The 24,616-nt window shown below is 72.2% G+C and carries 19 protein-coding genes and 1 tRNA gene; 14 read left to right on the forward strand and 6 right to left on the reverse strand.

The annotated features are described in order from the left end of the window. On the forward strand, positions 1 to 569 hold a 569-nt coding region (locus F603_RS32665), incomplete at its 5' end, for an SAM-dependent methyltransferase (RefSeq protein ID WP_019548401.1). Positions 570 to 590: 21 nt separating this feature from the next. On the opposite strand, the gene F603_RS0123545 is transcribed toward F603_RS32665, so the two are convergent. Continuing rightward, positions 591 to 4,448: an ABC transporter ATP-binding protein gene (locus F603_RS0123545; RefSeq protein WP_019548402.1), complete on the reverse strand. Its 3,858-nt coding sequence runs from the start codon at positions 4,446 to 4,448 to the stop codon at positions 591 to 593. Between the two features lie 232 nt (positions 4,449 to 4,680). On the opposite strand from F603_RS0123545, the gene F603_RS0123550 reads away from it, so the two are divergent. Together F603_RS0123550 and erm are read left to right on the forward strand one after the other, a co-directional pair. Then, positions 4,681 to 5,520, forward strand: coding sequence for a phosphatase (locus F603_RS0123550; RefSeq protein WP_019548403.1), 840 nt, complete (start codon positions 4,681 to 4,683; stop codon positions 5,518 to 5,520). A 382-nt stretch (positions 5,521 to 5,902) separates the two neighbouring features. After that, complete coding sequence (gene erm / locus F603_RS0123555) at positions 5,903 to 6,664, forward strand: ErmE/ErmH/ErmO/ErmR family 23S rRNA (adenine(2058)-N(6))-methyltransferase (RefSeq protein ID WP_019548404.1); 762 nt, start codon at positions 5,903 to 5,905, stop codon at positions 6,662 to 6,664. A 6-nt stretch (positions 6,665 to 6,670) separates the two neighbouring features. On the opposite strand, the gene F603_RS0123560 is transcribed toward erm, so the two are convergent. The 3 genes from F603_RS0123560 to F603_RS0123570 all read right to left on the reverse strand — a co-directional run bounded on the left by F603_RS0123560 (position 6,671) and on the right by F603_RS0123570 (position 9,561). Further along, positions 6,671 to 7,564: an acyl-CoA thioesterase gene (locus tag F603_RS0123560; RefSeq protein ID WP_019548405.1), complete on the reverse strand. Its 894-nt coding sequence runs from the start codon at positions 7,562 to 7,564 to the stop codon at positions 6,671 to 6,673. A gap of 88 nt (positions 7,565 to 7,652) precedes the next feature. Then, positions 7,653 to 8,810 carry an acyl-CoA dehydrogenase family protein gene (locus F603_RS0123565; protein WP_026328669.1) on the reverse strand — a complete coding sequence of 386 codons (1,158 nt, stop codon included), beginning with the start codon at positions 8,808 to 8,810 and terminating at the stop codon, positions 7,653 to 7,655. Between the two features lie 142 nt (positions 8,811 to 8,952). Beyond that, positions 8,953 to 9,561, reverse strand: coding sequence for an SACE_7040 family transcriptional regulator (locus F603_RS0123570; RefSeq protein ID WP_019548407.1), 609 nt, complete (start codon positions 9,559 to 9,561; stop codon positions 8,953 to 8,955). 102 nt (positions 9,562 to 9,663) lie between these two features. On the opposite strand from F603_RS0123570, the gene F603_RS0123575 reads away from it, so the two are divergent. The 7 genes from F603_RS0123575 to glmS all read left to right on the forward strand — a co-directional run bounded on the left by F603_RS0123575 (position 9,664) and on the right by glmS (position 18,911). Further along, positions 9,664 to 11,340, forward strand: coding sequence for a carboxyl transferase domain-containing protein (locus tag F603_RS0123575; protein WP_019548408.1), 1,677 nt, complete (start codon positions 9,664 to 9,666; stop codon positions 11,338 to 11,340). A 61-nt stretch (positions 11,341 to 11,401) separates the two neighbouring features. After that, positions 11,402 to 13,429, forward strand: a complete 2,028-nt coding sequence (locus F603_RS0123580) for an acetyl/propionyl/methylcrotonyl-CoA carboxylase subunit alpha (RefSeq protein ID WP_019548409.1) — start codon at positions 11,402 to 11,404, stop codon at positions 13,427 to 13,429. Then, positions 13,426 to 14,400 (forward strand): hydroxymethylglutaryl-CoA lyase, encoded by a 975-nt coding sequence (locus F603_RS0123585; protein WP_019548410.1) that lies wholly within the window; start codon positions 13,426 to 13,428, stop codon positions 14,398 to 14,400. The genes F603_RS0123580 and F603_RS0123585 overlap by 4 nt, the downstream gene beginning before the upstream one ends. 4 nt (positions 14,401 to 14,404) lie before the next feature. After that, complete coding sequence (locus F603_RS0123590; protein ID WP_019548411.1) at positions 14,405 to 15,571, forward strand: acyl-CoA dehydrogenase family protein; 1,167 nt, start codon at positions 14,405 to 14,407, stop codon at positions 15,569 to 15,571. A 7-nt stretch (positions 15,572 to 15,578) separates the two neighbouring features. Then, the gene (locus F603_RS0123595) at positions 15,579 to 16,466 is read left to right on the forward strand and encodes a DUF4429 domain-containing protein (protein WP_019548412.1); all 888 of its coding nucleotides are present in this window, start codon (positions 15,579 to 15,581) and stop codon (positions 16,464 to 16,466) included. A gap of 198 nt (positions 16,467 to 16,664) precedes the next feature. Beyond that, positions 16,665 to 16,943 (forward strand): hypothetical protein, encoded by a 279-nt coding sequence (locus F603_RS0123600; RefSeq protein WP_019548413.1) that lies wholly within the window; start codon positions 16,665 to 16,667, stop codon positions 16,941 to 16,943. Between the two features lie 141 nt (positions 16,944 to 17,084). Beyond that, positions 17,085 to 18,911 carry a glutamine--fructose-6-phosphate transaminase (isomerizing) gene (gene glmS / locus F603_RS0123605; protein WP_019548414.1) on the forward strand — a complete coding sequence of 609 codons (1,827 nt, stop codon included), beginning with the start codon at positions 17,085 to 17,087 and terminating at the stop codon, positions 18,909 to 18,911. A 258-nt stretch (positions 18,912 to 19,169) separates the two neighbouring features. Here the strand turns inward: glmS and F603_RS0123610 are convergent, their stop codons facing one another. Beyond that, positions 19,170 to 19,694 (reverse strand): universal stress protein, encoded by a 525-nt coding sequence (locus tag F603_RS0123610; RefSeq protein WP_019548415.1) that lies wholly within the window; start codon positions 19,692 to 19,694, stop codon positions 19,170 to 19,172. A 982-nt stretch (positions 19,695 to 20,676) separates the two neighbouring features. Between F603_RS0123610 and F603_RS0123615 the strand changes: the two genes are divergently transcribed. The 4 genes from F603_RS0123615 (at position 20,677) to F603_RS0123630 (ending at position 24,156) form a co-directional block, all read left to right on the forward strand. Continuing rightward, the gene (locus F603_RS0123615) at positions 20,677 to 21,993 is read left to right on the forward strand and encodes a helix-turn-helix domain-containing protein (protein ID WP_019548416.1); all 1,317 of its coding nucleotides are present in this window, start codon (positions 20,677 to 20,679) and stop codon (positions 21,991 to 21,993) included. A gap of 20 nt (positions 21,994 to 22,013) precedes the next feature. Further along, positions 22,014 to 22,619, forward strand: a complete 606-nt coding sequence (orn, locus tag F603_RS0123620) for an oligoribonuclease (protein WP_019548417.1) — start codon at positions 22,014 to 22,016, stop codon at positions 22,617 to 22,619. Between the two features lie 95 nt (positions 22,620 to 22,714). Continuing rightward, positions 22,715 to 22,787, forward strand: a tRNA-His gene (locus F603_RS0123625). 112 nt (positions 22,788 to 22,899) lie between these two features. Next, complete coding sequence (locus F603_RS0123630) at positions 22,900 to 24,156, forward strand: tyrosine-type recombinase/integrase (RefSeq protein WP_019548418.1); 1,257 nt, start codon at positions 22,900 to 22,902, stop codon at positions 24,154 to 24,156. A gap of 12 nt (positions 24,157 to 24,168) precedes the next feature. Here the strand turns inward: F603_RS0123630 and F603_RS0123635 are convergent, their stop codons facing one another. Further along, on the reverse strand, positions 24,169 to 24,582 hold the full coding sequence (locus F603_RS0123635) for a hypothetical protein (RefSeq protein WP_019548419.1): 414 nt from the start codon (positions 24,580 to 24,582) through the stop codon (positions 24,169 to 24,171). Between the last annotated feature and the right edge of the window lie 34 nt (positions 24,583 to 24,616).

The raw sequence follows: 24,616 nt of genomic DNA on the forward strand, positions 1-24,616 counted from the left end.
GCACCGGCATCCCCACCGCGCCCAACCTCCACCAGGTCGCCCAGGAGATCGCGCCCGAGTCCCGCGTCGTCTACGTCGACAACGACCCGCTCGTCGTCGAGTACGTCGACGCCCTCATGCGCGGAACCCCGCAGGGGCGGACGGCGTACGCAGAAGCCGACGTGCTGAAGGACGACATCCTCCAACTGCCCCAAGTGCGGGCGACCTTGAACCTCGAAGAACCGGTGGCCCTCTCCCTGGTCGCGCTGCTGCACTTCGTCCCCGACGCCTCGGACCCGTACGGCCTCGTCCGCGGCCTCCTCGACGGGCTGGCACCCGGCTCCTACCTCGTCCTCTCCCACGCCACCGAGGGGTTCGCACGGGAGGACCTGAGGGAACTCGGCGAGATGTACCAGCGCAAGGGGATCGACGGAAAGCTCCGCTCGCGCACCGAGGTCGCCCGGTTCTTCGACGGACTCGACCTCCTCGACCCCGGCGTGGTCGTCGGCCACCGCTGGCGCCCGGACGAGGAACCCCGCCTCCCGGACGCGGAGGTGGGGTTCTACGTCGGCGTCGGCCGCAGGCCGTGAGCCGACCCCGCGCGAGGCCGCTCAGACGTCCACGGCGACCGTGTCTCCCCCAGGACCCGCGTCCGTGTCCCGCCGCACGACGATGCGCTCAGGCGCCGCCTCGCCGCTGAACGTCCGCCACAAGCGGGCGTAGTGCCCGTCGCGGGCGAGGAGTTCGGTGTGGGTGCCGTCCTCGACGATCCTGCCGTGGTCGAGGACGACGACGCGGTCGGCCCTCGCCGCCGTCGTCAGCCGGTGGGCGACGACGAGCGTGGTGCGGACGTGCGCGAGCCGGTCGGTCGCCTCGTTGACGAGGGACTCGGTGGCGAGGTCGAGCGAGGCGGTCGCCTCGTCGAGCAGGAGCACGTCGGGGTCGACCAGTTCGGCGCGGGCCAGCGCCAGGAGCTGCCGCTGACCGGCCGAGAGGTTGCGTCCGCGCTCGTCGACGGGGTGGAGGAAGCCGCCGGGGAGCGCGGCGACCATGTCCCAGGCGCCCACCGCCCGCGCCGCCGCCTCGACTTCGGCGTCGGTGGCGTCCATGCGGCCGTACGCGATGGCGTCGCGCACGGTGCCGGCGAAGAGGAACGGCTCCTGCGGCACGACGCCGAGCCGGTGCCGGTACCCGCCGGGGTCGTACTCGCGCAGGTCGGTGCCGTCCACGCGGACGGCGCCGCTCGTCGGGTCGTAGTAGCGGGCGACGAGCTTCACCAGCGTCGACTTGCCCGCACCCGTCTCGCCGACGAACGCGACCGTCTGCCCGGCGGGGATCGTCAGGCCGACGCCGGAGAGCGCGGCCTCCTCGGCCTGGCCGTCCTCTGTGGTGTAGGTGAAGTGCACGTCGTCGAAGGCGACTTCGCCGCGCAGACTCGTCACGGGCCGCGGGCTCTCGGGCGCGGGGACGCTGGTCTCCTCGCGGAGGAGGTCCTGGATGCGCCGGAGGGAGACGGCGGCCTGCTGGTAGCCGTCGAAGACCTGCGAGAGCTGCTGCACGGGCGCGAAGAACAGCTCGATGTAGAGGAGATAGGCGACGAGGGCCCCCGCGGTGAGCGTCCCGTTCTCGATCCGGCCCGAGCCGACGATCAGCACGCCCGCGGTGGCGAGCGAGGCGAGCAACTGCACGAAGGGGAAGTAGACCGAGATCAGCCACTGCCCCCTGATGCGGGCCCTGCGGTACCCGTCGCTGCGCGCCGCGAACCGCTCGGCCCCGCGCTCCTCGCCGCGGAACGCCTGCACCATCCGCAGCCCGGCGACGGACTCCTGGAGGTCCGCGTTGACGGCGCTGACCCGCTCGCGCGCCAACTCGTAGGCGCGGACGCTGTGCCGGCGGAAGATGACGGTGCCGACGGCGAGCAGCGGCAGCGTCGCGGAGACGACGAGCGCGAGTTGGAGGTCGAGGACGAAGAGCGCCCCGAGGATGCCGAGGAAGGTGAAGACGGAGACGACGGCGGTGACGAGCCCGGTCTGGAGGAACGTCGAGAGCGCGTCGACGTCGGTCGTCATCCGCGTCATGACGACGCCGCCGAGGTGCCGCTCGTAGTAGTCGAGCCCGAGCCGCTGGAGCTGCGCGAAGATCTTCAACCGCAGCGCGTAGAGGACGCGTTCGCCGGTGCGCCCGGTGAGCCGCATCGATCCGAACTGCGCGGCCCACTGCGCGACGACGACGAAGAGCGCGACCGCCGCCGCCGTCCACACCGCGCCGAGCGCGCCCTGCTGGACGCCCTCGTCGATGCCGTGCCGGATGAGCACGGGCAGGAGCAGCCCGAACCCCGCGTCGAGGGCGGCGAAGAGCAGTGCGACGCCGAGCGCCGCGCCGAAGCCGTGCAGGAGGCGGCGCAGCCCGTAGGTGCGCTCGCGCTGCTCGGCGCGGTCCTCGTCGATGTCGGGTACGTCGTCGGCCGGCGGCAACGCCGCGACCTTCGCGAGGAGTTCGGGGCTGCCCGGGAGCGAGGCGAGCTCCGCGCCGAAGCCGCCGGGACGGCCCGCGGTCGCGGCCGAGGGGGCCGCGGCGGCGTCCTCGGGGTCGGCGCCGGTCTCCGACTCGCCTGTGCGGCCCCAGAGTTCGGGCGTGATGCCGCCGTCCGCCGTCTCGCCCGTGCGCCCGGTGAGGCCCGCCGGGTCGCGGTCGACGTCGCCGAGTTCGTCGGGGTCGGTGAGGAGGCGGCGGTAGAGGGAGCAGCGTGCGGTGAGTTCGTCGTGGGTGCCGAGGTCGACGAGGCGGCCGCGGTCGAGGACGGCGATGCGGTCGGCGAGCGCGAGTGTGGAGAGGCGGTTGGCGATGAGCAGCGTGGTGCGTCCGGCCATGACGCTGCGCAGCGCCTCGTGGATCTCGTGCTCGACGCGCGCGTCGACGGCCGAGGTGGCGTCGTCGAGGAGCAGGAGCCGCGGGTCGGTGAGGATGGCCCGGGCGAGGGAGATGCGCTGGCGCTGGCCGCCCGAGAGCGTCATGCCCTGCTCGCCGACGCGTGTCCCGTAGGCGTCGGGGAGTTCGCGGACGAAGCGGTCGGCCTGGGCGACGCGGGCGGCGGCGAGGACCTGCTCCTCGGTCGCCTCGGGGAAGCCGTAGGCGATGTTCTCGCGGACGGTGCCGGAGAAGAGGAAGCTGTCCTCGGGGACGAGGCCGATCGCGGAGCGGAGCGAGTCGAGGGTGAGGTCCCGCACGTCGTGGCCGCCGACGCGGACGGCGCCGCCCGTGGGGTCGTAGTACCGCGGGAGGAGCAGCGAGACGGTGGACTTGCCGCTGCCGCTGGGACCGACGACGGCGACGGTCTCACCCGGCTCGATGCGGAGGCCGAAGCCGTCGAGGACGGGGACGCCCGCGTCCTCGGCGTCCCCGTACCCGAAGGTGACGTCGTCGAACTCGACGGAGGCTTCGGCGTCGGCGGGAAGCTCGTGCGCGTCGGGCCGCTCCGCTATCCGGGGCTCGGTGTCGATGAGCTGGGTGATGCGCTCGACGCCCGCGCGGGCCTGCTGCCCCACCGTGAGCATCATGGCGAGCATCCGCACCGGCCCCACGAGTTGTGCGAGGTAGGTGGAGAAGGCGACGAAGGTGCCGAGCGTGATCTGCCCCCGGGTGGCGAGCCAGCCGCCGAGCGCCAGCATCGCGACCTGTCCGAGCGAGGGGATGGACTGGAGCGCGGGCGTGTAGCGGGAGTTGAGCTTGACGGTGCGCAGCCGCCCGGCGAAGAGCACCCGGCTGATCCTGCGCAGCTTCCCGCGCTCCTGCTCCTCCTGCCCGAACCCCTTGACGACGCGCACGCCGGTGACCGCCCCGTCGACGACGGAGGCGACGGCGCCCGCCTGCTGCTGCGCGTACCAGGTGGCGGGGAAGAGGCGGGTGCGGCTGAGGTCGGCGATCCACCACAGCAGCGGGAAGACGGCGACGGAGACGAGGGTGAGCAGCGGCGAGAGCGTCAGCATCACGCCGAGCGCGACGAGGAAGAGCAGGACGTTCCCGATCATCATCGGCAGCATGAACAGGAGGCTCTGCACGAGCTGGAGGTCGCTGGTCCCGCGTCCGACGACCTGCCCCGTGGAGAGCTCGTCCTGGCTGCGGCCGTCGAGCCGGATGATCGAGCGGTACATGTCGGTGCGCAGGTCGTGCTGGACGTCGAGCGCGAGGCGCCCGCCGTAGTAGCGGCGCACGAAGGTGAGCCCGTAGACGACGACGGCGGCCGCGAGGAGGAGGCCGATCCACAGCCACAGCCCGCCGTCCCCGCCGACGATCACGTCGTCGATGATGCTCTTGGTGAGCAGCGGGATCAGCGCCATCACGGCCATTCCGCCGAGCGAGGCGCCGAGCGCCAGCAGCACCTCGCGCGGGTACCGCCAGCAGTACCCGGCGAGCCTGCGCGCCCACCCCTGCCGGCTGCCCGCCCCCGTCACCGCGTCCGTCTCCGCCACTCCGCTTCCCTTCGCCGGCGCTGCCTCGTCCACTGTCCTGGTCTGCCGGGAGGGCCAACGTCCCGACGTGCGAATTTCATCCCGCCGCAACAGGGTGCAACAGAACTTCCGCCGATGGCCCTGCCCACCGGGGCCGGCGGACGAGGACCGACGACCGGGACCCGGGCGAAGGCGGCTCGTGCGGAGTTTCTCCGCCGCTCCCCTGCACCTCCGTAGGGGCGACAATGACCGCATGCGCCAGCAGCCTCCGCCTCCGCCCGGGACATGCGCCACTGGTTTCCCCGGCGACGGCACCCGCCCGCCGGAGCGCGACGCGCTCCTGCGCCACCTCGTCGGCACACGCATCGCGGGCGACGTCGCCACCGCGCGCGAGAACAACCTCGCGCACTACCGCAGCCTCGCCAACGGCGACCGCCACTACTGGCTCGGCCTGGAGCTGGGCGACCGGTGGAGCGACGAGCAGGACGTCCTCGCGGTACTGGCGGAGCGCTGCGGCGTCGACGACGACCCGGACCACCGCACAGGCCAGGACACCATCGACCCCCTGCTCACCGCTGCGGCCCTCGGCCGCGCGGCGGCCGAGCTGCGCCGGGCCGCCGACGGCGGCCTCCGGGTGCTCTTCGCCACCGGGCACCCGGGCTCGCTCCTCGACCTGCACGGCTCCCTCGCCCGTGCGGTCCACGCCGCCGGGTGCGAGGTGGTGCGGGTGCCGTTCGGCACCGTGGCGGACGAGGCCGTGGTCGTGCAGTTCGGCGGCGTCGCGGTACTGGAGCGGGGCGCCTCGCTCTGGCATACGCACTCGCCCGCACCGATGGCCGCGGTGCTCGACGCGCTGGCGGAGGCGGGCGAGCCGGCACCCGGACTCGTCGTCGCGGACCACGGCTGGGCCGGCTGCGCCGCCCAACGCGGCGTGCCCACGGTCGGGTTCGCCGACTGCAACGACCCGGCGCTCTTCCTCGGCGAGGCGGAGGGCACGCTCGCGGTCACCGTGCCGCTCGACGACCACGTCGCCGATCCGCGGCAGTACGAACCGCTCACCGCCTACCTGCTCGAGGCGGCGGGGCTGGTGTGACGCGGTGAAAAACCCGTTGCTCCGCGCCCGTCGCGTCCGTAGGTTCGCCGGCATGTGCGCAGCGATCTACATCCGTCCGTGGCACCGCCAGGCTCTGCGCCCGGCCGCCTGACCACGGACCCTCGCCGAGGCGCCCCAGGAACACCGGCCCTCGGCGCCGTTCGCGCCCCCTGACCGCTCCGGTCACGCGGGGCGCGGCACGCACGGCTGCCCTCTTCCGGCACCGCATCCGCACGGTCACGTGCCGCCCGGCCAGAGCCCTCCGACTCGCCCACGACTCGGACGGGCTCAGCCGCGCCCCGCCCACCGCCCCTCCACGCCCACGAGTGCGACGCTCAAGGGCGGGCGGCCGGCTGTCCCGTCCTCGATCAGAGGACTCCCCATGGCACGTCGCCGACTCGCACTCTCACAGAACCTCCTGCACTCCCCCGGCACCGCCCGCCGCCTCGTCCGCCTCGCCGGGGTCGGCCCCGAGGACCTCGTCCTCGAACCAGGACCCGGCGCGGGCGCGCTCACGCGAGAACTCGCCGCCCGCTGCGGCCGGGTCGTCGCCTACGAGCTCGACGAGCAGTTCGCCGCCCGCCTGCCGCACCGCGTCGCGGCGTCCAACGTCCGCCTCGTACAAGGGGACTTCCTCGACGCGCCGCCTCCCCGGCAGGCGTTCGCGGTCGTCGGCAACCTCCCGTTCGCGCGGACCTCCGCCATCGTCGCCTGGTGCCTTGCGGCGCCGCACCTCACCTCGGCGACGCTCCTGACGCAGCGGGAGTTCGCCCGCAAGCGCACCGGCGGCTACGGGAGTTGGCCGCGCGTGACGGTGGAGAGCTGGCCCCAGTACACGTGGACGATGCCGGCCACCGTCGCCCGGCACCACTTCCACCCCGTGCCCCGCGTCGACGCGGGCGTGCTCCGCCTCGTCCGCCGCCCGCGCCCGCTGCTGCCCGCGGCCCGACTCGCTGCGTACCGACGCCTGGTGGCCGAAGGGTTCACAGGCGTGGGCGGCTCGCTCCACGCCACGCTGGCCCGCGGACGTTCCCCGCACCGCGTACGGGCGGCGTTCCGCGCGGCCCGTATCGACGCGGGCGTCCCCGTGGGACACGTCACGCCGCAGCAGTGGCTCGCGCTCTTCGGCGCGCTGCGGAGCTGAGCCGGCTCAGCGCTGCTCGTCGCGGGGTATGCGCACGGCGCCCTCCTGGATCACCGAGACGGCGAGGGCGCCGCCCCGCGTGAAGATGCGCCCCTTGGCGAGGCCCCTGCCGCCCTGCGCCGTCGGGGACTCCTGGTCGTAGAGGAGCCACTCGTCGGCGCGGAACGGCCGGTGGAACCACATCGCGTGGTCGAGGCTGGCGCCGACGACGTCGCCGACCGCCCATCCGCCGCGCCCGTGCGCGAGGAGGACGGAGTCGAGGAGCGTCATGTCGGAGACGTAGGTGGCGAGGCAGATGTGGAGCATCGGGTCGTCGAACTCGCCCTGGAGCTTGCCGTTGGTGCGGAACCACACCTGGGAGCGGGGCTCCCTGCGGACGCCGACGCTGGCGAACGGCGGCTCGTCGACGTAGCGCAGGTCGACGGCGGCGCGGGCCTCCAGGAGCCGGCGCGGCGTCTCCGTGTCGGGGAAGAGGGAGGCGTACCGGGGCATCAGCTCCTCGGCGGTCGGCAGCGTCTCCGGGTCCGGTGCCTCGGGCATCGGCTCCTGGTGCTCGAGGCCCTCCTCGTGGATCTGGAAGGACGCCGAGAGGTGGAAGATCGGCTGCCCGTGCTGCACGGCGACGACCCGCCGGGTGGTGAAGGAGCGGCCGTCGCGGATGCGGTCCACCGTGTAGACGATCGGCGCCCCGGGATCGCCGGCGCGCAGGAAGTACGAGTGGAGCGAGTGCGGCAGCCGCTCGGCGGGGACCGTCCGGCAGGCCGAGACGAGGGCCTGCGCGGCGACTTGGCCGCCGAAGACGCGGGGTACCACGGCGAAGCGGCTCTGCCCGCGGAAGATGTCCTGCTCGACCCGCTCCAGATCGAGCAGGTCGAGCAGGGAGGACAGTTCTTGGCTCATGCGGTCGATCCTGCCCGGCGACCGCACTTCCAGGCGACGACGCACGTCACAGTGGGTTTTACGGTCGTGTGAACGTGCCGCGTCCGGCTCACAGGCCCATCGACTTGGCGATGATGGACCGCATCACCTCGCTGGTGCCGCCGTAGATCCGCGAGACGCGGGTGTCGGCGTAGAGGGAGGAGATCGGGTACTCCAGCATGTAGCCGTAACCGCCGTGCAGTTGGAGGCACTTGTCGATGACGTGGGCCGCGCGCTCGGTGGTGAAGAGCTTCGCCGAGGCGGCGTCGGCGGGCGTGAGCTCCCCGGCGTCGAGCGCCTCCAGCGCACGGTCGACGACGGCCTGCATCGCGTCGACGTCGGACTGGCAGTCGGCGAGGACGAACTTGGTGTTCTGGAAGGAGGCGACCTCCTTGCCGAAGACGGTCCGCTCCTTCGTGTACTCCTTCGCGAACCGCACGGCGGCCGCCGACTGCGCGTAGGCGCCGATCGCGATGCCGAGGCGCTCCTGCGGAAGGTTGTGGGTGAGGTACGAGAACGCCTTGCCCTCCTCGCCGAGGAGGTCCTCCACCGGCACCTCGACGTCGGTGAAGGAGAGTTCGGCGGTGTCGGAGGCGCGCAGGCCGAGCTTGTCGAGCTTGCGTCCGACGGCGAAGCCCTCGCTGTGCGCGTCGACGACGAGGATCGAGATGCCGCCGCGGCGGTCCTCGGGTGTGGGCGGCGCGGTACGGCAGCAGACGAGGACGCGGTCGGCCTGCGCGCCGCCGGTGATGAACGTCTTGGCGCCGTTGAGCACGTAGTGCGTGCCGTCCTCGGAGAGCTTCGCCGTGGTCTTCATGCCGGCGAGGTCGGAGCCGGTGCCGGGCTCCGTCATGGCGATCGCCGTCATCGTCTCGCCGCTGACGAACCTGGGCAGCCAGCGCTTCTTCTGCTCCTCGTTGCCGTACTTGAGCAGGTAGGGGAGGCAGAGCGCGGTGTGCACGCTGGAGCCGCCGAAGCTGACGCCGGCCCGCGCGGTCTCCTCGCTGAGGACGGCGTTGAACTTGAAGCTGGTCTCGCCGGCGCCGCCGTACTCCTCGGGGACCTCGATGCCGAAGACGCCGAGCGCGCCGAGCTTGCGGTACAACTCGCGCGGTACGTAGCCCTGTTCGGACCACTCCTGGTAGTGCGGCACCACCTCGGCGGCGATGAAGTCGCGGATCGTCTCGCGGAACGCCTCGTGGTCCTCGTTGAACACAGTGCGACGCACGGCACGCCTCCTCGGATGCGCAGCCCGGGGCTGCCGGCTGCTGCGGGCTCGTTTTCTAAGCGCTTGCTCAGGGCTACCCGCAAGCTACCACCCGCACCCCGCGGACCGGGAGGGCTCGGACGGCGCGCGGACGGCGCGCAGTTCAGGCCGCGGCCGCCGCGAGCGCACCCCGCGCCAGGCGGTGGAGGAGCGCCGCCGTCGTCCCGCGGTCCGGCAGCGCGGACGAACCGCTCAGGTGCGGCGTGGAGTTGAGCAGCCCGAAGACGGCGTGGACGGCGACGCGCGCGTCGGGCCCGCCGAGCCCCGGGTACCGCCCGCGCACCACCTCGACCCAGAGCTCCACGTACTGCCGCTGGAGCCTGCGCACCCGCTTGCGGTCGGCGGGGCGCAGGCGGTCCAACTCGCGGTCGTGGAGGGTGATGAGGGCGCGGTCGTCGAGCGCGAACTCGATGTGCCCGTGGATGAGCGAGTCGAGCGCCGCGTCCTCGGCGCCGCCCTCGGCCTGCGCCTCCTCGATCCGGCTGCGTCCGCCCTCGTTGAGCCGCTCGCTGATCCCGACGAGGAGTTCGGCGAGCATCGCGTCCTTGCCGGCGAAGTGCCGGTAGATGCCGGGCCCGCTGATGCCGACGGCCGCTCCTATCTCGTCGACCCCGACGCCGTGGAAACCGCGCTCGGCGAAGAGCCGCGCCGCCTCCCGCAGAATCTGCTCCCGTCGGGCCGGGGCGGCCTTGGTGGTACGCATGCCCGCCATTGTAGACAGCGGTGTTAGTGGGCGTTAACCTGTCGCCGTCCGGTTAACGGCGGCTAACACGCCGCGCCGCGAGTGGCACCGTCGAGCGAGGGAGCTGGGCCGATGCAGGAGACCGCAGGGACCACGACCCGGCCGGGCGTCCCCGAAGCGCCGGTGCTCTCCGTCGCGGCCGAGCCCCCGCCGGAGGCGGCACGCGCCCGCGCCGCCGCACACCGCGAACTCGCCGCCGGACTCCGCGAGAAGCTCGCGGCGGCCCGCCTCGGCGGCGGCGAGCGCGCCCGCAGCCGGCACACCGAGCGCGGCAAGCTCCTCCCCCGCGACCGCGTCGACCGCCTCCTCGACACCGGCTCGCCGTTCCTCGAACTCTCCCCGCTGGCGGCCGACGGCATGTACGAGGGGGTTGCGCCCTCCGCCGGGATCATCACCGGCATCGGCCGGGTGAGCGGGCGGCTGGTCGTGATCGTCGCCAACGACGCCACCGTCAAGGGCGGCACGTACTACCCGATGACGGTCAAGAAGCACCTGCGCGCCCAGGAGGTCGCGCTGGAGAACCGCCTGCCCTGCCTCTACCTCGTCGACTCGGGCGGCGCCTTCCTGCCGATGCAGGACGAAGTCTTCCCGGACCGCGAGCACTTCGGGCGCATCTTCTACAACCAGGCACGGCTCTCCGCCGCCGGCGTCCCCCAACTCGCCGCCGTGCTCGGCTCCTGCACGGCAGGCGGTGCCTACGTGCCGGCGATGAGCGACGAGGCCGTCATCGTCCGCGAGCAGGGGACGATCTTCCTCGGCGGGCCGCCGCTGGTGAAGGCGGCGACCGGAGAGGTCGTCAGCGCCGAGGAGTTGGGCGGCGGCGCCGTGCACACGCGCGTCTCCGGCGTCACCGACCACCTCGCGGAGGACGACGCGCACGCGCTCCGCATACTCCGCCGGATCGTCGCGACGCTCCCCGCACCGCCGGCACCCGAGGCGCTGCCCTGGCAGGTGCTCCCCGCCGAGGAGCCCGCGGCGGAACCGGCAGGGCTGCACACCGCCGTCCCCGTCGACTCGCGCACCAGCTACGACGTGCGCGAGGTCGTCGCCAGGACCGTCGACGGCTCCCGCTTCCAGGAGTTCAAGGCCGAGTACGGCACCACGCTCGTCACCGGCTTCGCCCGCATCATGGGGCACCCGGTCGGCATCGTCGCCAACAACGGCGTGCTCTTCTCCGAGTCGGCGCTCAAGGGCGCGCACTTCGTCGAACTCTGCGACCAGCGCGGCATCCCGCTCGTCTTCCTCCAGAACATCTCCGGCTTCATGGTCGGCAAGGACTACGAGGCCGGCGGCATCGCGAAGAACGGCGCCAAGATGGTGACGGCCGTCGCCTGCGCCCGCGTACCGAAACTGACGGTGGTGATCGGCGGCTCCTACGGTGCGGGCAACTACTCGATGTGCGGCCGTGCTTACTCGCCCCGCTTCCTGTGGACATGGCCGAACGCGAAGATCTCCGTGATGGGAGGCGAGCAGGCGGCCTCCGTCCTCGCCACCGTCAAGCGCGACCAGTTGGAGGCGCGCGGCGAGGAGTGGAGCGCCGAGGAGGAGGAAGAGTTCCGGGCGCCGGTGCGCCGGCAGTACGAGGAACAGGGCAACGCCTACTACGCGACGGCCCGGCTCTGGGACGACGGCGTCATCGAGCCGACGCAGACGCGCTCCGTCCTCGGCCTCGCGCTCACCGCGTGCGCACAGGCCCCGCTCCCCGAACGGGCCCCGGACGCGGCGCGGTTCGGCGTCTTCCGGATGTGAGGCGGCGATGACGACACTCGACAGCGAACCGGCGAAGCGCCGACGGGCGGGGAGGCAGCGGATGTTCGACACGGTACTGGTCGCCAACCGGGGCGAGATCGCGGTCCGCGTGATCCGCACCCTCCGCGCACTCGGCGTCCACGCGGTGGCCGTCTACAGCGAGGCCGACGCCGACGCGCGCCACGTGCGCGAGGCCGACTCCGCCGTGCTCCTCGGCCCCGCGGCGGCCTCCGAGAGCTACCTCTCCGTCGAGCGCCTCCTCGACGCCGCCCGCCGCACCGGAGCGCAGGCCGTCCACCCGGGGTACGGGTTCCTCGCCGAGAACGCGGCGTTCGCCCGCGCGGTCACCGAGGCCGGGCTCGCCTTCGTCGGGCCGCCCGCGGAGGCCGTCGAGCTCATGGGCGACAAGATCCGGGCGAAGGAGACGGTGCGCGCGGCCGGCGTGCCCGTGGTCGACGGCTCGTCGGGGAGCGGGCTGAGCGACGCCGAACTCCTCGACGCCGCACGGAAGATCGGCATGCCGGTCCTGCTGAAGCCGTCGGCGGGAGGCGGCGGCAAGGGGATGCGGCTCGTCACCGACGAGCGGGAGCTGCCCGACGCCGTCGCAGCGGCGAGGCGCACCGCGCTCGGCGCCTTCGGCGACGACGCGCTCCTGCTGGAGCGCTGGATCGAGCGTCCGCGGCACATCGAGATCCAGGTGCTCGCCGACGGGCACGGCAACGTCGTCCACCTCGGCGAGCGCGAGTGCTCCCTCCAACGCCGGCACCAGAAGATCGTCGAGGAGGCGCCGAGCCCGCTCCTCGACGACGCGCTGCGCTCCGCGATGGGCGAGGCCGCCGTCGAGGCGGCACGCTCCTGCGGGTACCGGGGCGCCGGCACCGTCGAGTTCATCGTCCCCGGCGGCGACCCCGCAGCGTACGCCTTCATGGAGATGAACACCCGGCTCCAGGTGGAGCACCCGGTCACCGAGCTCGTCACGGGGCTCGACCTCGTCGAGTGGCAGCTCCGCGTCGCCGCCGGCGAGCAACTGCCTTTCTCCCAGGGCGAGATCAGCCTGACGGGGCACGCGGTGGAGGCCCGCGTCTGCGCCGAGAGCACCCGGATCGGCCCGGAGGAGGTGGAGTTCCTCCCCTCCACCGGGCGCGTCCTGCACCTGGAGGAGCCCCAGGGCGCCTCCGTACGCACCGACTCGGGCCTCGCCACCGGCACCGAGGTCGGCACCGACTACGACCCGATGCTCGCCAAGGTGATCGCTCACGGCCCCGACCGCGCCACCGCGCTCCGCCGCCTGCGGTCGGCGCTCGGCGCAACCGTCGTCCTCGGCGTCGAGACCAACACCTCTTTTCTGAGGGGCCTGTTGGACGTGGAGGAGGTCGCCTCGGGCAAGTTGGACACCGGGCTCGTCGGACGCGTCGCGCCCGCCCTCGTGCCCGTGGGGCCGCCGCCGCGGCTCTGGGCGCTCGCCGCGCTGCTCGCCCAGGCAGCGGAGGAGCCCGCGGGTCCCGGCTGGGTCGACCCGTTCGCGGTGCCGTCCGGTTGGCGGCTCGGCGCCGAACCCGCCTGGTCCGTACGGACGTTCCGCGTCCAGGGCGGCGAGCCCGTCGAGGTGCGGCTGCGCGGCACGGCGGACGGGGCACGGGTCCGGGTCGGCGAAGAGCCGCCCGTTGACTGCCGGTTGCTCCCCTCCGACGGAGGTGCACGCCTCGCGTGGGAGTACGACGGCGTCGTCGGCACCGCCGTCCACGCGCGAGACGGCGCCGGCGTCTGGCTCGCGCACGCCGGCGCGACCTGGCACCTGCGGCGGCACGACCCGGTCGAGGCCGCCCTCGACGAGGCGTCGACCGCGCACGGGGTCGTCACGGCGCCGATGCCGGGCACCGTGACGGTGGTGAAGGTGGTCGTGGGCGAGCAAGTCCGCGCCGATCAGGACCTGTTGGTGGTGGAGGCGATGAAGATGGAGCACGTGCTGACCGCTCCCTTCGACGGCACGGTGGCACGGCTCGACGTCGCACCCGGCGCCGCGGTCGCCATCGACCAGCCGCTCGCGACGGTCGAGGGCGGCGCCGAGGAGCAGGAGGGGACGCGATGAGCGAGGGGCTGCCGATGCGGGTACCGGCCGACGGCCTCCCGCAGCGGGTGCGCATCCACGAGGTCGGCCCGCGCGACGGGCTCCAGAACGAGTCGGCCGTCGTCCCCGTCGAGGTGAAGGCGGAGTTCGTGCACCGCCTCGCCGGAGCCGGGCTGCGCACAGTGGAGGCCACGAGCTTCGTCCACCCGCGGTGGGTGCCGCAGCTCGCCGACGCGGAAGAGCTCTACCCGCGCCTCGCCGACCTCCCGGACGACGTAGCGCTGCCCGTCCTCGTCCCCAACGCGCGCGGTCTGCAACGGGCGTTGGCGCTCGGCGTCCGCTCGGCGGCGGTCTTCGCCAGCGCCACGGAGTCCTTCGCACAGGCCAACCTCAACCGCACCGTGGCCGGCGCCCTGGAGATGTTCGCGCCGGTCGTGGCGGAGGCCGCCGCGGCGGGCGTCCCCGTGCGCGGCTACCTCTCGATGTGCTTCGGCGACCCGTGGGAGGGGCCCGTCCCCGCCTCCCGAGTGGTCGACGTCTGCAAGGAGTTGCTCTCCATGGGGTGCAGCGAGCTGAGCCTCGGGGACACGATCGGAGTCGCCACCCCCGGCCAGGTCACCGCGCTGCTGCGCGCCCTCGGCGAGGCCGGCATCCCGACGGGCCGGCTCGCCGTCCACTTCCACGACACGTACGGGCAGGCGCTGGCGAACACCCTCGCGGCCCTCCAGCACGGCGTCACCACGGTCGACGCCTCCGCCGGCGGCCTCGGCGGCTGCCCGTACGCCAAGAGCGCCACGGGGAACCTCGCCACCGAGGACCTCGTCTGGATGCTCCGCGGCCTCGGCGTCGAGACCGGCGTCGACCTCGACCGGCTCGTCGCCACCAGCATCTGGATGGCCGGCGCGCTCGGCCGCCCCAGCCCCTCCCGCACCGTGCAGGCGCTCGCAGGGAAGACCCCCGACGACGCCCGCGCCCGGCCCAAGGAGTCCTGAAACCATGGCACTCGACCACCGGCTCAGCCCCGAACACGAGGAACTCCGCACCACCGTCGAGAAGTTCGCCCACGACGTCGTGGCACCGGCGATCGCGGAACACTACGAGGCGCACACCTTCCCCTACGAAATCGTCCGCCAGATGGGCGAGATGGGCCTCTTCGGCCTCCCCTTCCCCGAGGAGTACGGCGGCATGGGCGGCGACTACCTCGCGCTCTGCATCGCCCTGGAGGAGCTCGCACGCGTCGACTCCTCCGTCGCGATCACCTTGGAGGCAGGCGTCTCGCTCGGTGCCATGCCGATCCACCGGTTCGGCACCGAGGAGCAGAAGCGCGCGTGGCTGCCGCGGCTCTGCTCCGGCGAGATCCTCGGCGCCTTCGGCCTCACCGAGCCCGAGTGCGGCTCCGACGCGGGCGGCACCCGCACCACCGCCGTACGCGACCCCGAGACCGGCGACTGGATCATCAACGGCGGCAAGTCCTTCATCACCAACTCCGGCACCGACATCACGGCGTTCGTCACCGTCACCGCCGTCACCGGCCGCCGCGAGGACGGCTCGCCCCTCATCTCCACCCTGCTCGTCCCTTCCGGCACCCCCGGTTTCACCGTCGAGCCGGCGTACGACAAGGTCGGCTGGAACGCCTCGGACACCCACGGCCTCTCCTTCGACGACGTGCGCGTCCCCGCGGGGAACCTCGTCGGCGAAGAGGGCCGCGGCTACGCCCAGTTCCTCCGCATCCTCGACGAGGGCCGCATCGCCATCTCCGCGCTCGCCACCGGCCTCGCGCAAGGCTGCGTCGACGAGTCGGTCTCCTACGCGCGGACCCGCCACGCCTTCGGCCGCCCCATCGGCGACAACCAGGCGATCCAGTTCACGCTCGCCGACATGGAGATGCGGGCCCACACCGCACGCACCGCCTGGCGCGACGCCGCCTCCCGGCTCGTCGCGGGCGAGCGGTTCAAGAAGCAGGCGGCGCTGGCGAAGCTCCACTCCTCGCAGGTCGCCGTCGACAACGCACGCGACGCCACCCAGATCCACGGCGGTTACGGCTTCATGAACGAGTACCCCGTGGCCCGCATGTGGCGCGACGCGAAGATCCTGGAGATCGGCGAAGGCACGAGCGAGGTGCAGCGGATGCTGGTGGCGAGGGAGCTGGGCGTCGTCGGATAATCGCCGTATGGCGGAGATTCTTCAGCGCTCGGGCACGTGGACCTTCGACGGGGACACGATCCGTATCGTCCCCGGCACGGGCCGGCAGGTCCACCCGCTGCGCCGCACGCTCGGGGAGGTCGCCGTCCCGCTCCAGGCAGTCGCCGGCGTCGCGTACGAGCGCAGCGGCAAGCGCGGCGGTCGGCTGCGCCTCCGTATGCGCGACGGCGCAGACCCGCTCTCCCAGGTGGCGGGCGGCCGGCTCCACGAGGCGTCCGACCCGTACCAACTCGGCGTCGAGCAGGACCGCGAGGGCGTTGCCGAGTACTTCGTCGACGAGGTCCGCAACGCCCTCCTGCTGGAGCAGGTCCCCGACACCCCGACGGACCGCTGGCTGCTCCCCGGGCCGCCGGTGCCGCTCACCGCCCCCGGCAGCGACGGCACCGCCTCGTTCGACGGCGAGCTCGTCCAGTTGGAGTGGAACTGGCTGGCCGAGGAGAGCAAGACGACGGGAGGGCCGCGCCGGTTCGCCCTCGCCGACCTGGAATCCGTCGTGTGGACCCCGGCCGTCGGCTGGGAGAACGGCAGCCTCCGGTTCCGCCCGCACGGTTCCCACGCCACGACGAAGCCGCAGCACGACCCCAACTGCCTGTCGCTGTGGGGTATCCGCCAGGCGCGGGAGACGGGCGGCAGCGTCCTCCTCGGCGCCGCCGTCGTCGCCCGCCTCCCGCACCCCCTCGCGTCGGACTCCCCGGCGCCCGCCGCCCTCACCAAGCCGCCACAGCCCGAGACCTCCGACTCCGGGCACGACGACCTTCTCCGCCGCCTCCGCGAACTCGGCGAGCTGCGCAGCCAAGGCATCCTGACCGAGGAGGAGTTCGCCGCGGCGAAGAAGGCGGTGCTCGACCGGTTCTGACCGGCGGGCGCCGCGGGCGCCGGCCGGGCGGCACGGCCGAAACGTCGCTTCCCGTTCCGTTCGTGAGGACTGCGTGAGGACACCGCCACCACGCGCGGACGCCCCCAGAAACGGGGATGTGCCGAGGATCTCGCCCCGACGTGCCCGATACCGGGCAGAAATCTTGCACTCCTCGCCGGAGACGAGCACTATCGACGGGTGCTCGAAGTTCGCTCCCCGACCCATGACGACCTCGTCGACCACCTCGTCCGCACCACCCCGCTCCAGCGCGGCGAGGCGGTCCGAGTGGTCCTCGACGTCCTGGCCTACTTCGACGAGACCGCCGCCGAGTTCGTCCGCCGCCGCCACCGCGAGCTGCAATCGGCCGGACTCACCAACGCGGAGATCTTCGAGCGCGTCCGAGCAGAACTACCGCACCGCGCGGTCGCGCCCCCCGACCTCTCCGAGCGCCAGCTACGCAGGATCGTCTACGGCTGAGCAGCACCCGCCCGGCGGAGACGACGGCCCTGCGCGCGAGCCGAGAACCACAGGGACGGCCGCCACCGAACCACCGCAGACAACGGGGCACCCGGCACAACGCCCCAGCACCACCGAGCACCAAAGGGAGAGGCACCGGACATGTGCGGAATCGTGGGATACATCGGGAAGCGCGACAGCGCACCGCTCCTGCTGGAGGGCCTCCAGCGCCTGGAGTACCGGGGTTACGACTCCGCAGGGCTCGCCATCCACTCCAGCGGCACCGGCAAGAACGCAGGACTGCGCACGGCCAAGACCAAGGGCCGCGTCCGCGACCTCCAGGAGCGCATCCCGAAGCGGTTCACCGGCACCGTCGGTATCGCCCACACCCGCTGGGCCACCCACGGCGCCCCCAACGACCTCAATGCGCACCCGCACGTGGACGCGGCGGAGAAGGTCGCCGTCGTCCACAACGGGATCATCGACAACGCGGCCGAGCTGCGCGCCAAGCTCACCGCCGAGGGCGTCGAGCTCGCCTCCGAGACCGACACGGAGGTCGTCTCCCACCTCATCGGCCTCGCGCAGGGCGAGACCCTCGAGGCCCGCGTACAGGAGGCGCTCCGCTCCGTCGAGGGCACCTACGGCATCGCCGTCCTCCACGAGGAGTTCCCCGACCGCATCGTCGTCGCCCGCAACGGCTCCCCCGTCGTCCTCGGCATCGGCGAACACGAGATGTTCGTCGCCTCCGACGTCGCCGCGCTCGTCTCGCACACCCGCCAGATCGTCACGCTCGACGACGGCGAGATGGCCACCATCACAGCGGGCGACTACCGCACCTACACCACCGAGGGCTCCCGCACCTCCACGTCGCCCGAGACGGTCGAGTGGGCCGCCGAGTCGTACGACATGGGCGGCCACGACACGTACATGCACAAGGAGATCGCCGAGCAGGCCGACGCCGTCGACCGCGTGCTGCGCGGAAGGATCGACGACCGCTTCGCCACCGTCCACCTCGGCGGCCTCAACCTCGACCCGCGCGAGGCCCGCACGATGCGCCGCGTGAAGATCCTCGGGTGCGGCTCCGCGTACCACGCGGGCATGATCGGCGCGCAGTTGATCGAGGAGCTCGCACGCATCCCCGCGGACGCGGAGCCCGCGAGCGAGTTCCGCTACCGCAACCCCGTCGTCGACCCGGACACCCTGTACATCGCGGTCAGCCAGTCCGGCGAGACGTACGACACCCTCGCCGCCGTGCAGGAGCTCAAGCGGAAGGGCGCCCGGGTGCTCGGCGTCGTCAACGTCGTCGGCTCGGCGATCGCCCGGGCAGCGGACGGCGGACTCTACGTCCACGCAGGGCCCGAGGTCTGCGTCGTCTCGACGAAGTGCTTCACCAACACGGCCGTCGCCTTCGCCCTCCTCGCACTCCACCTCGGGCGCATCCGCGACCTCTCCGTCGCCGACGGGCGGCGGATCATCGAGGGGCTGCGGAAGCTGCCGGGGCAGATCGACGAGGTCCTCGGCGCCGAGCCCGACATCGAGAAGCTCGCCGGGGAGTACGCGAGCGCGCGCAGCATGATGTTCGTCGGCCGGGTGCGCGGGTACCCGGTGGCGCGCGAGGCGTCGCTGAAGCTCAAGGAGGTCTCGTACATCCACGCCGAGGCGTATCCCGCCTCGGAGTTGAAGCACGGGCCGCTGGCGCTGATCGAGCCCGCGGTCCCGACGGTGGCGATCCTCCCCGACGACGACCTCCTGGAGAAGAACCGCGCCACCCTCGAGGAGATCAAGGCCCGCAGCGGCAGCATCCTCGCCATCGCGCACCAGAACCAGGAGAAGGCCGACGACACCCTGCTCGTCCCGCAGAACGAGCCGGAGCTCGACCCGATCCTCATGGGCATCCCGCTCCAACTCCTCGCCTACCACACGGCGTTGAAGCTGGGCCGGGACATCGACAAGCCGCGCAACCTCGCCAAGTCGGTCACGGTGGAGTGACCCGGGGTCGCCACGGTGGAAGGGCGGAACCCCGCGCAGGCCACCAACTGCGCGGGATTCCGCCTCCCCTGAGCCGGCGTCGCCCAAAACGCCGGCCGGTTGCTGCCTCGCGGGTCCGTCACCTCCCGCTCGGCAGCGCGGCCACTGACCCTTGTATGCCCGTCACAAGCGCACAATCCACCTCCACGTATGGGTGGATTTACTGAGCGCCGTCTACGGCAACGCGCGTACGCGCCAAGGTCGTTCGGCGCCGCGGCGTCAGGGGATGACGACGACGGGCCGCTGGGCCCGTTTCGCGAGACGCCCGGCGACCGACCCGAAGAACCGCCCCGCCAACCCGTGCGAGGAGCCGACGACGATGGCGTCGGCCTCGTACTCCCGACCGACGTCCTCCAGTTCGTGGCAGATGTCCCCACCGCGCTCGACGAGAATCCACGGGATCTCGGCGAGGTAGTCGGAACACGCGAGCTCCAGCCCGAGCACCTCGGTGCGGTGGTCGGGGACGTCGACGAAGACGGGCGGCTCGCAGCCGGCCCAGACGGTCGTCGGGAGCCTGTTGGCGACGTGGACGATGATCAGGCCGGAGCCGGCTCTGTGCGCCATGCCCACGGCGTACGCCAGGGCGCGCTCGCTCGACGTCGAACCGTCGAAGCCGACCACGACGCCGTGCCGGAACGCCGGGTCGCAGGGGGTGCTGGCATCGTCGGGCGCCGCCTCGGGATGCGCCGTCGAGTCGGCGATCTGCCTGCGGTCCGCTGGGTCAGGGATCTCGTATCCGGCCATTCGGTTCTCGGCGGGGGATTCCTCTGCTCAGAGAGGGACGGTCGGCTGCTGCGCTCTCCTGGGTGACGAAGGGATCGACGACCGGGAGACGTCCGGGATGAGCTCTTTCGGACTCCCTTACCCCAAGGGTACGGCGGCACTCCCCCCATCCCAAAGGGCCGGGAGGCCCCGCCCGAGGGCCCGGCAGAGACGGCGCCGCACGTCGCGCTGACCCCGGAGCATGCCGCAGCGACGAGCCGTGCGCAACGCCGTCGGCGGTCCATGGCACCCGAATCGGGGACGGAACGGCCTTGTGCGCCCCCAACTCCCGGTATACGCACGCCGGTTGCGCACTCGGCACCACCAGCGCACGCCCGGCGCCCCGAGCTGCGCTCCGGCCGCCGATCCGCAGCACGGTTCCCGAGCGCGCCGGCGCCGGCCCCGGCCTCCGCACGCCCGCGTGACCCGTCCACCCGAGGATCGTTGGACAACGGCGGCATACCGCTCCGTACGGCCGGAAAATTGTCTCGATACGTGCCGTCTCCGCACCACCGGAGACCCGCCGCGAGCGGAGCCGGACGCCCCACTTCCCGGTAGGCGCACCGGCGTTCACCGGCCACCCCGCACCCCTGGCGGGTGCCCTGGTCGCACGGCTGACCCCCCACGTTTTTCGGCCAACTTGGACCCCCTACCCACCGGTTCCGGCTACCCCTCCCCAACACCCCTGCCACCTGCGCGGAAAGGAGCGGCAACGGCGGTTGCACCCTACGGTGACGGGGCAGGCAGGGCATGCGTACTTCCCAGCGGAGCTGACGAGTGAAACGCTTCGTGATCGAATGCTTCACGCCAAGTTGCCATGTCGGCATAACGTCGGGTGCCGAACTTGCACCGCCCACCTCATCCGACACAGTAGATTCGATCTTGGCCTTCGCGGCGGGGGAGAGCGGGGGAGAGATGTGTATGGACCGAGAGGAACATGACGATTGAGGGGGGCTTAGTTCCAATGAGCCAGGACTCCACGAACGGCCCAGCGACGAGCCGCAAGCTGGCCGCACGCCGACGGCGTGAGATCGTGGCGGTGTTGCTCTTCAGCGGTGGTCCCATCTTCGAGAGTTCCATCCCGCTCTCCGTCTTCGGCGTCGACCGCCAGGACGCAGGCGTCCCCCGCTACCGCCTCCTGGTCTGCGCGGGCGAGGACGGGCCGCTGCGCACGACGGGCGGGCTCCAACTCACGGCGCCCTTCGGGTTGGAGGCGATCTCCCGGGCGGGCACCGTCGTCGTCCCCGCCTGGCGCTCCATCACGCAGCCGCCGCCGACCGCAGCGCTCGACGCACTCCGCCAGGCGCACGAGGAGGGCGCCCGGATCGTCGGGCTGTGCACCGGCTCCTTCGTCCTCGCGGCGGCAGGACTGCTCGACGGCCGCCCCGCGACGACGCACTGGATGTATGCGCCGACGCTCGCCAAGCGCTACCCCGCCGTCCACGTCGACCCGCGCGAACTCTTCGTCGACGACGGCGACATCCTCACCTCGGCGGGCACGGCGGCCGGCATAGACCTCTGCCTCCACGTCGTGCGCACCGACCACGGCACGGAGGCCGCCGGCGCCCTCGCCAGGCGCCTCGTCGTCCCTCCGCGGCGCGCCAACGCGGAGAGCGGCGGCCATCCCAGGCACCTCGACCGCTCCTTACCCGAGGAGATCGGCTCCGACCCGCTCGCCGAAGTCGTCGCCTGGGCACTGGAACACCTCCACGAGCAGTTCGACGTGGAGGCGCTCGCCGCGCGCGCGTACATGAGCCGCCGCACCTTCGACCGGCGCTTCCGCTCGCTCACCGGCAGCGCACCGTTGCAGTGGCTGATCACCCAGCGGGTGCTCCAGGCGCAGCGCCTCCTGGAGACCTCCGACTACTCCGTCGACGAGGTCGCAGGGCGCTGCGGGTTCCGCTCACCGGTCGCGCTGCGCGGTCACTTCAGGCGCCAGCTCGGCTCCTCCCCCGCCGCGTACCGGGCGGCGTACCGCGCTCGTCGCGCCGAGATGGGCGAGAGCGCCCAGCAGTACGAGGGCGCCGAGCTGCGGCCCGAGAACGGCGAGCAGGGGCAGGCGAGAGGGTTCGAACCGCGCACCCCGGTACCGGAGGGACGGACGCCGCTCGCGCCGTCGGGCGAGCCCGAGCCCAGGGAGAGTCCGGCTCCGCGGGACCACCGCGAGGGTCGGCCCACTCGCGCCCCTGGCCCGGCTCGACCCGTGCGCTCCGACGCGGGGAGGTCGGAGGCCGACCTCTTCGTGCCGAGGCTTCCGGGACAGCGCGGCCGCGGGCAATGACGTCGACGTAGGGTGAGCGCATGAACGATCGCATGGTGTGGATCGACTGCGAGATGACCGGGCTCTCGCTGTCCGACGACGCGCTCATCGAGGTGGCCGCCCTGGTCACCGACTCGGAGCTGAACGTGCTCGGCGAGGGCGTGGACATCGTGATCCGCCCGCCCTCGAAGGCGCTGGAGTCGATGCCCGAGGTGGTGCGCGAGATGCACACCGCCTCCGGGCTCCTCGACGAGCTCGCCGGGGGCACCACCCTGCCCGAGGCCGAGGAGCGGGTCCTCTCCTACATCCGGAAGTACGCGCGGGACCCCGGCAAGGCCCCGCTCTGCGGCAACTCGGTCGGCACCGACCGAGGTTTCCTCGCCAGGGACATGGCCACCCTGGTGGGGCACCTGCACTACCGCATCGTCGACGTCTCCTCGATCAAGGAACTCGCCAGGCGGTGGTACCCGAAGGCGTACTACAACAGCCCCCCGAAGAACGGGAACCACCGGGCGCTCGCCGACATCCGGGAGTCGATCGCGGAGCTCCGCTACTACCGCGACGCGCTCTTCGTCCCGCAACCGGGCCCCGACAGCGACGCCGCCAAGCGCCTCGCGGCCCAGCACGTCGTCGCCCCGCAGGACTGAGCCTGCACGGGCCGAAGCTCGAGTGCACGGGCACCTCCGGGAACCCTGTACACTCGTACCCGGCCGGTACGGGAAATCTCCCGGACAGGCCCGTGGTGGATGTAGCTCAGTAGGTAGAGCACCTGGTTGTGGTCCAGGATGTCGCGGGTTCAAGTCCCGTCATTCACCCTTGTTGATCAAGCCCCTCACCTGGGGAAACCCGGGTGAGGGGCTTTTTCGTGGTCGCGTTGGGAACATCTTGGGAACGTGGGGGTGCGCGTTTTGCCCTACTCTCCTACTCATGGCGAGCATCGTGGAGCGCCCTCGAAAGGGCGGAGAGAGCACCTTTCAGGTGAAGTGGCGCCAAGACGGCAGCGGTTGGCAATCGGAGAAGTTCGGCGACCGCACCTCCGCGGAGTCGTTCAAGAAGCTCGTAGACGCGCACGAGCAGCGGTGGCCGCACGGTTGGGTCCGTGGGCAGGGGTTCGTCGAGGAAGTCCAGCAGCCCGGTGACATGCCACTCGTGGAGTGGGCGCACCGGTACGTCTCCCGACTGACGGGGGTAGACGAGCGAACGCAGGACGACTATCGACGCGACGTGGACCTCCACCTGTCGGTCCTGCGACACACGCAGCCGTCGGGGCGTGTCATCGAGGCCACCATCGGAAACCTCACCGCTGACGACGTCCAGGACTGGGTACGGGCCCAGAAACGAGGGGAGCCTGACCCGGAGCGGCCCGGCGAGTGGCTGAGACGAAAGGCCGGCCCAAAGAGCATCGCGAATCGGCATGGACTGCTGTGGTGCGTGGTGCAGGCCGGGGTGGAGGCGCAGCCGCCGATGCGCACCGCCAACTGCTGCGCGAAAACCAAGCTCCCGCGGATCGATGACGGGATCACCGAGGAGATGGTTTTCCTCGAACGCGAGGAGTATGCGCGGATCGCGCGAGAGCTCACGGACCCGCGGGCGCGTGAGCTTGCCGATTGGCTGGTCGGCACGGGGATGCGGTGGGGCGAGGCGACTGCGCTACAGGTGCGGGATCTGCGGCTGCGTGGGTCCGAGCGGACGGTGACGGTGCAGCGCTCGTGGCGGAAGCGACCGAAGGCCGAGGCGGGACCGGCGTACCTGCTCGGCGCACCGAAGACCAAGAGGTCGCGGCGAGTTGTGGCGCTGACGGGGAGTCAGGCTGAGGTGGCGGCTCGCCTCGCAAGCGGTCGTCAGCCGGAGTCGTTCCTGTTCCAGACCGCTCGCGGTCGGCCGTGGTCGCACTCGAACTTCTACAACAACAGGTGGCGACCCGCTGTTTCGGAGGCAGTGGCGAGGGGTTTGCCGCGGCGCCCACGGATTCATGACCTTCGGCATACGCACGTGTCGTGGCTGATCGCTGCCCGGATTCCGCTGCCTGCGATCCAGGCTCGGTTGGGGCACGAGTCGATCACTACGACGGTCGACCGGTACGGGCACCTGGTGCGGGAGCTGGATGCCGAGATCGTGGCGGCGGTGGATGCGGCGATGGCGGAACCGGGCGGGCGGGATGGTCGGTTGAGCGTCGTGGTATGACGCTCGGCGGCTTCAGTCGGGGCAGGCGGTGGTGGTGTTGGGACGGGTGGGGGTCGCCGCGCCGGTGGCGCTGGTAAGGGCAACTACGGCGATGAGGCTCACACCGAGGGCGATCAAGGCAGGGACGCGGTAGGCGACGAGCGTCCGTTGGGCGAGACGGCGGCGGAGGGGGGGTGGGCTGACGCTGCGGAGTCTCTCGCAGGACGGGGCGGCCGCGTCGACGAGGGCGAGCGGGGGCGCGGGGCCAGCGAGTGCCGCGCCTTGGGAGGCGGCGTTCTGGTAAAGCGTATCGACGCGGGTGGCTACGAGCTGCGTGTGCAGCTCTGTGATTTGGCGCCGTTGCCGCCGAAGTTCGCGGGCGAGGAGGAGGGTGGCGAGGGCGGTGGCGCCCGCGATGCAGGAAAGAACGGTCTGGGCGGTCTCCATACAGGTTCCTCACTGTGTGTATGAGTTCAGCTAC

Origin of the sequence: Streptomyces sulphureus DSM 40104, assembly GCF_000381025.1 — a bacterium.
Classification (GTDB): domain Bacteria; phylum Actinomycetota; class Actinomycetes; order Streptomycetales; family Streptomycetaceae; genus Streptomyces; species Streptomyces sulphureus.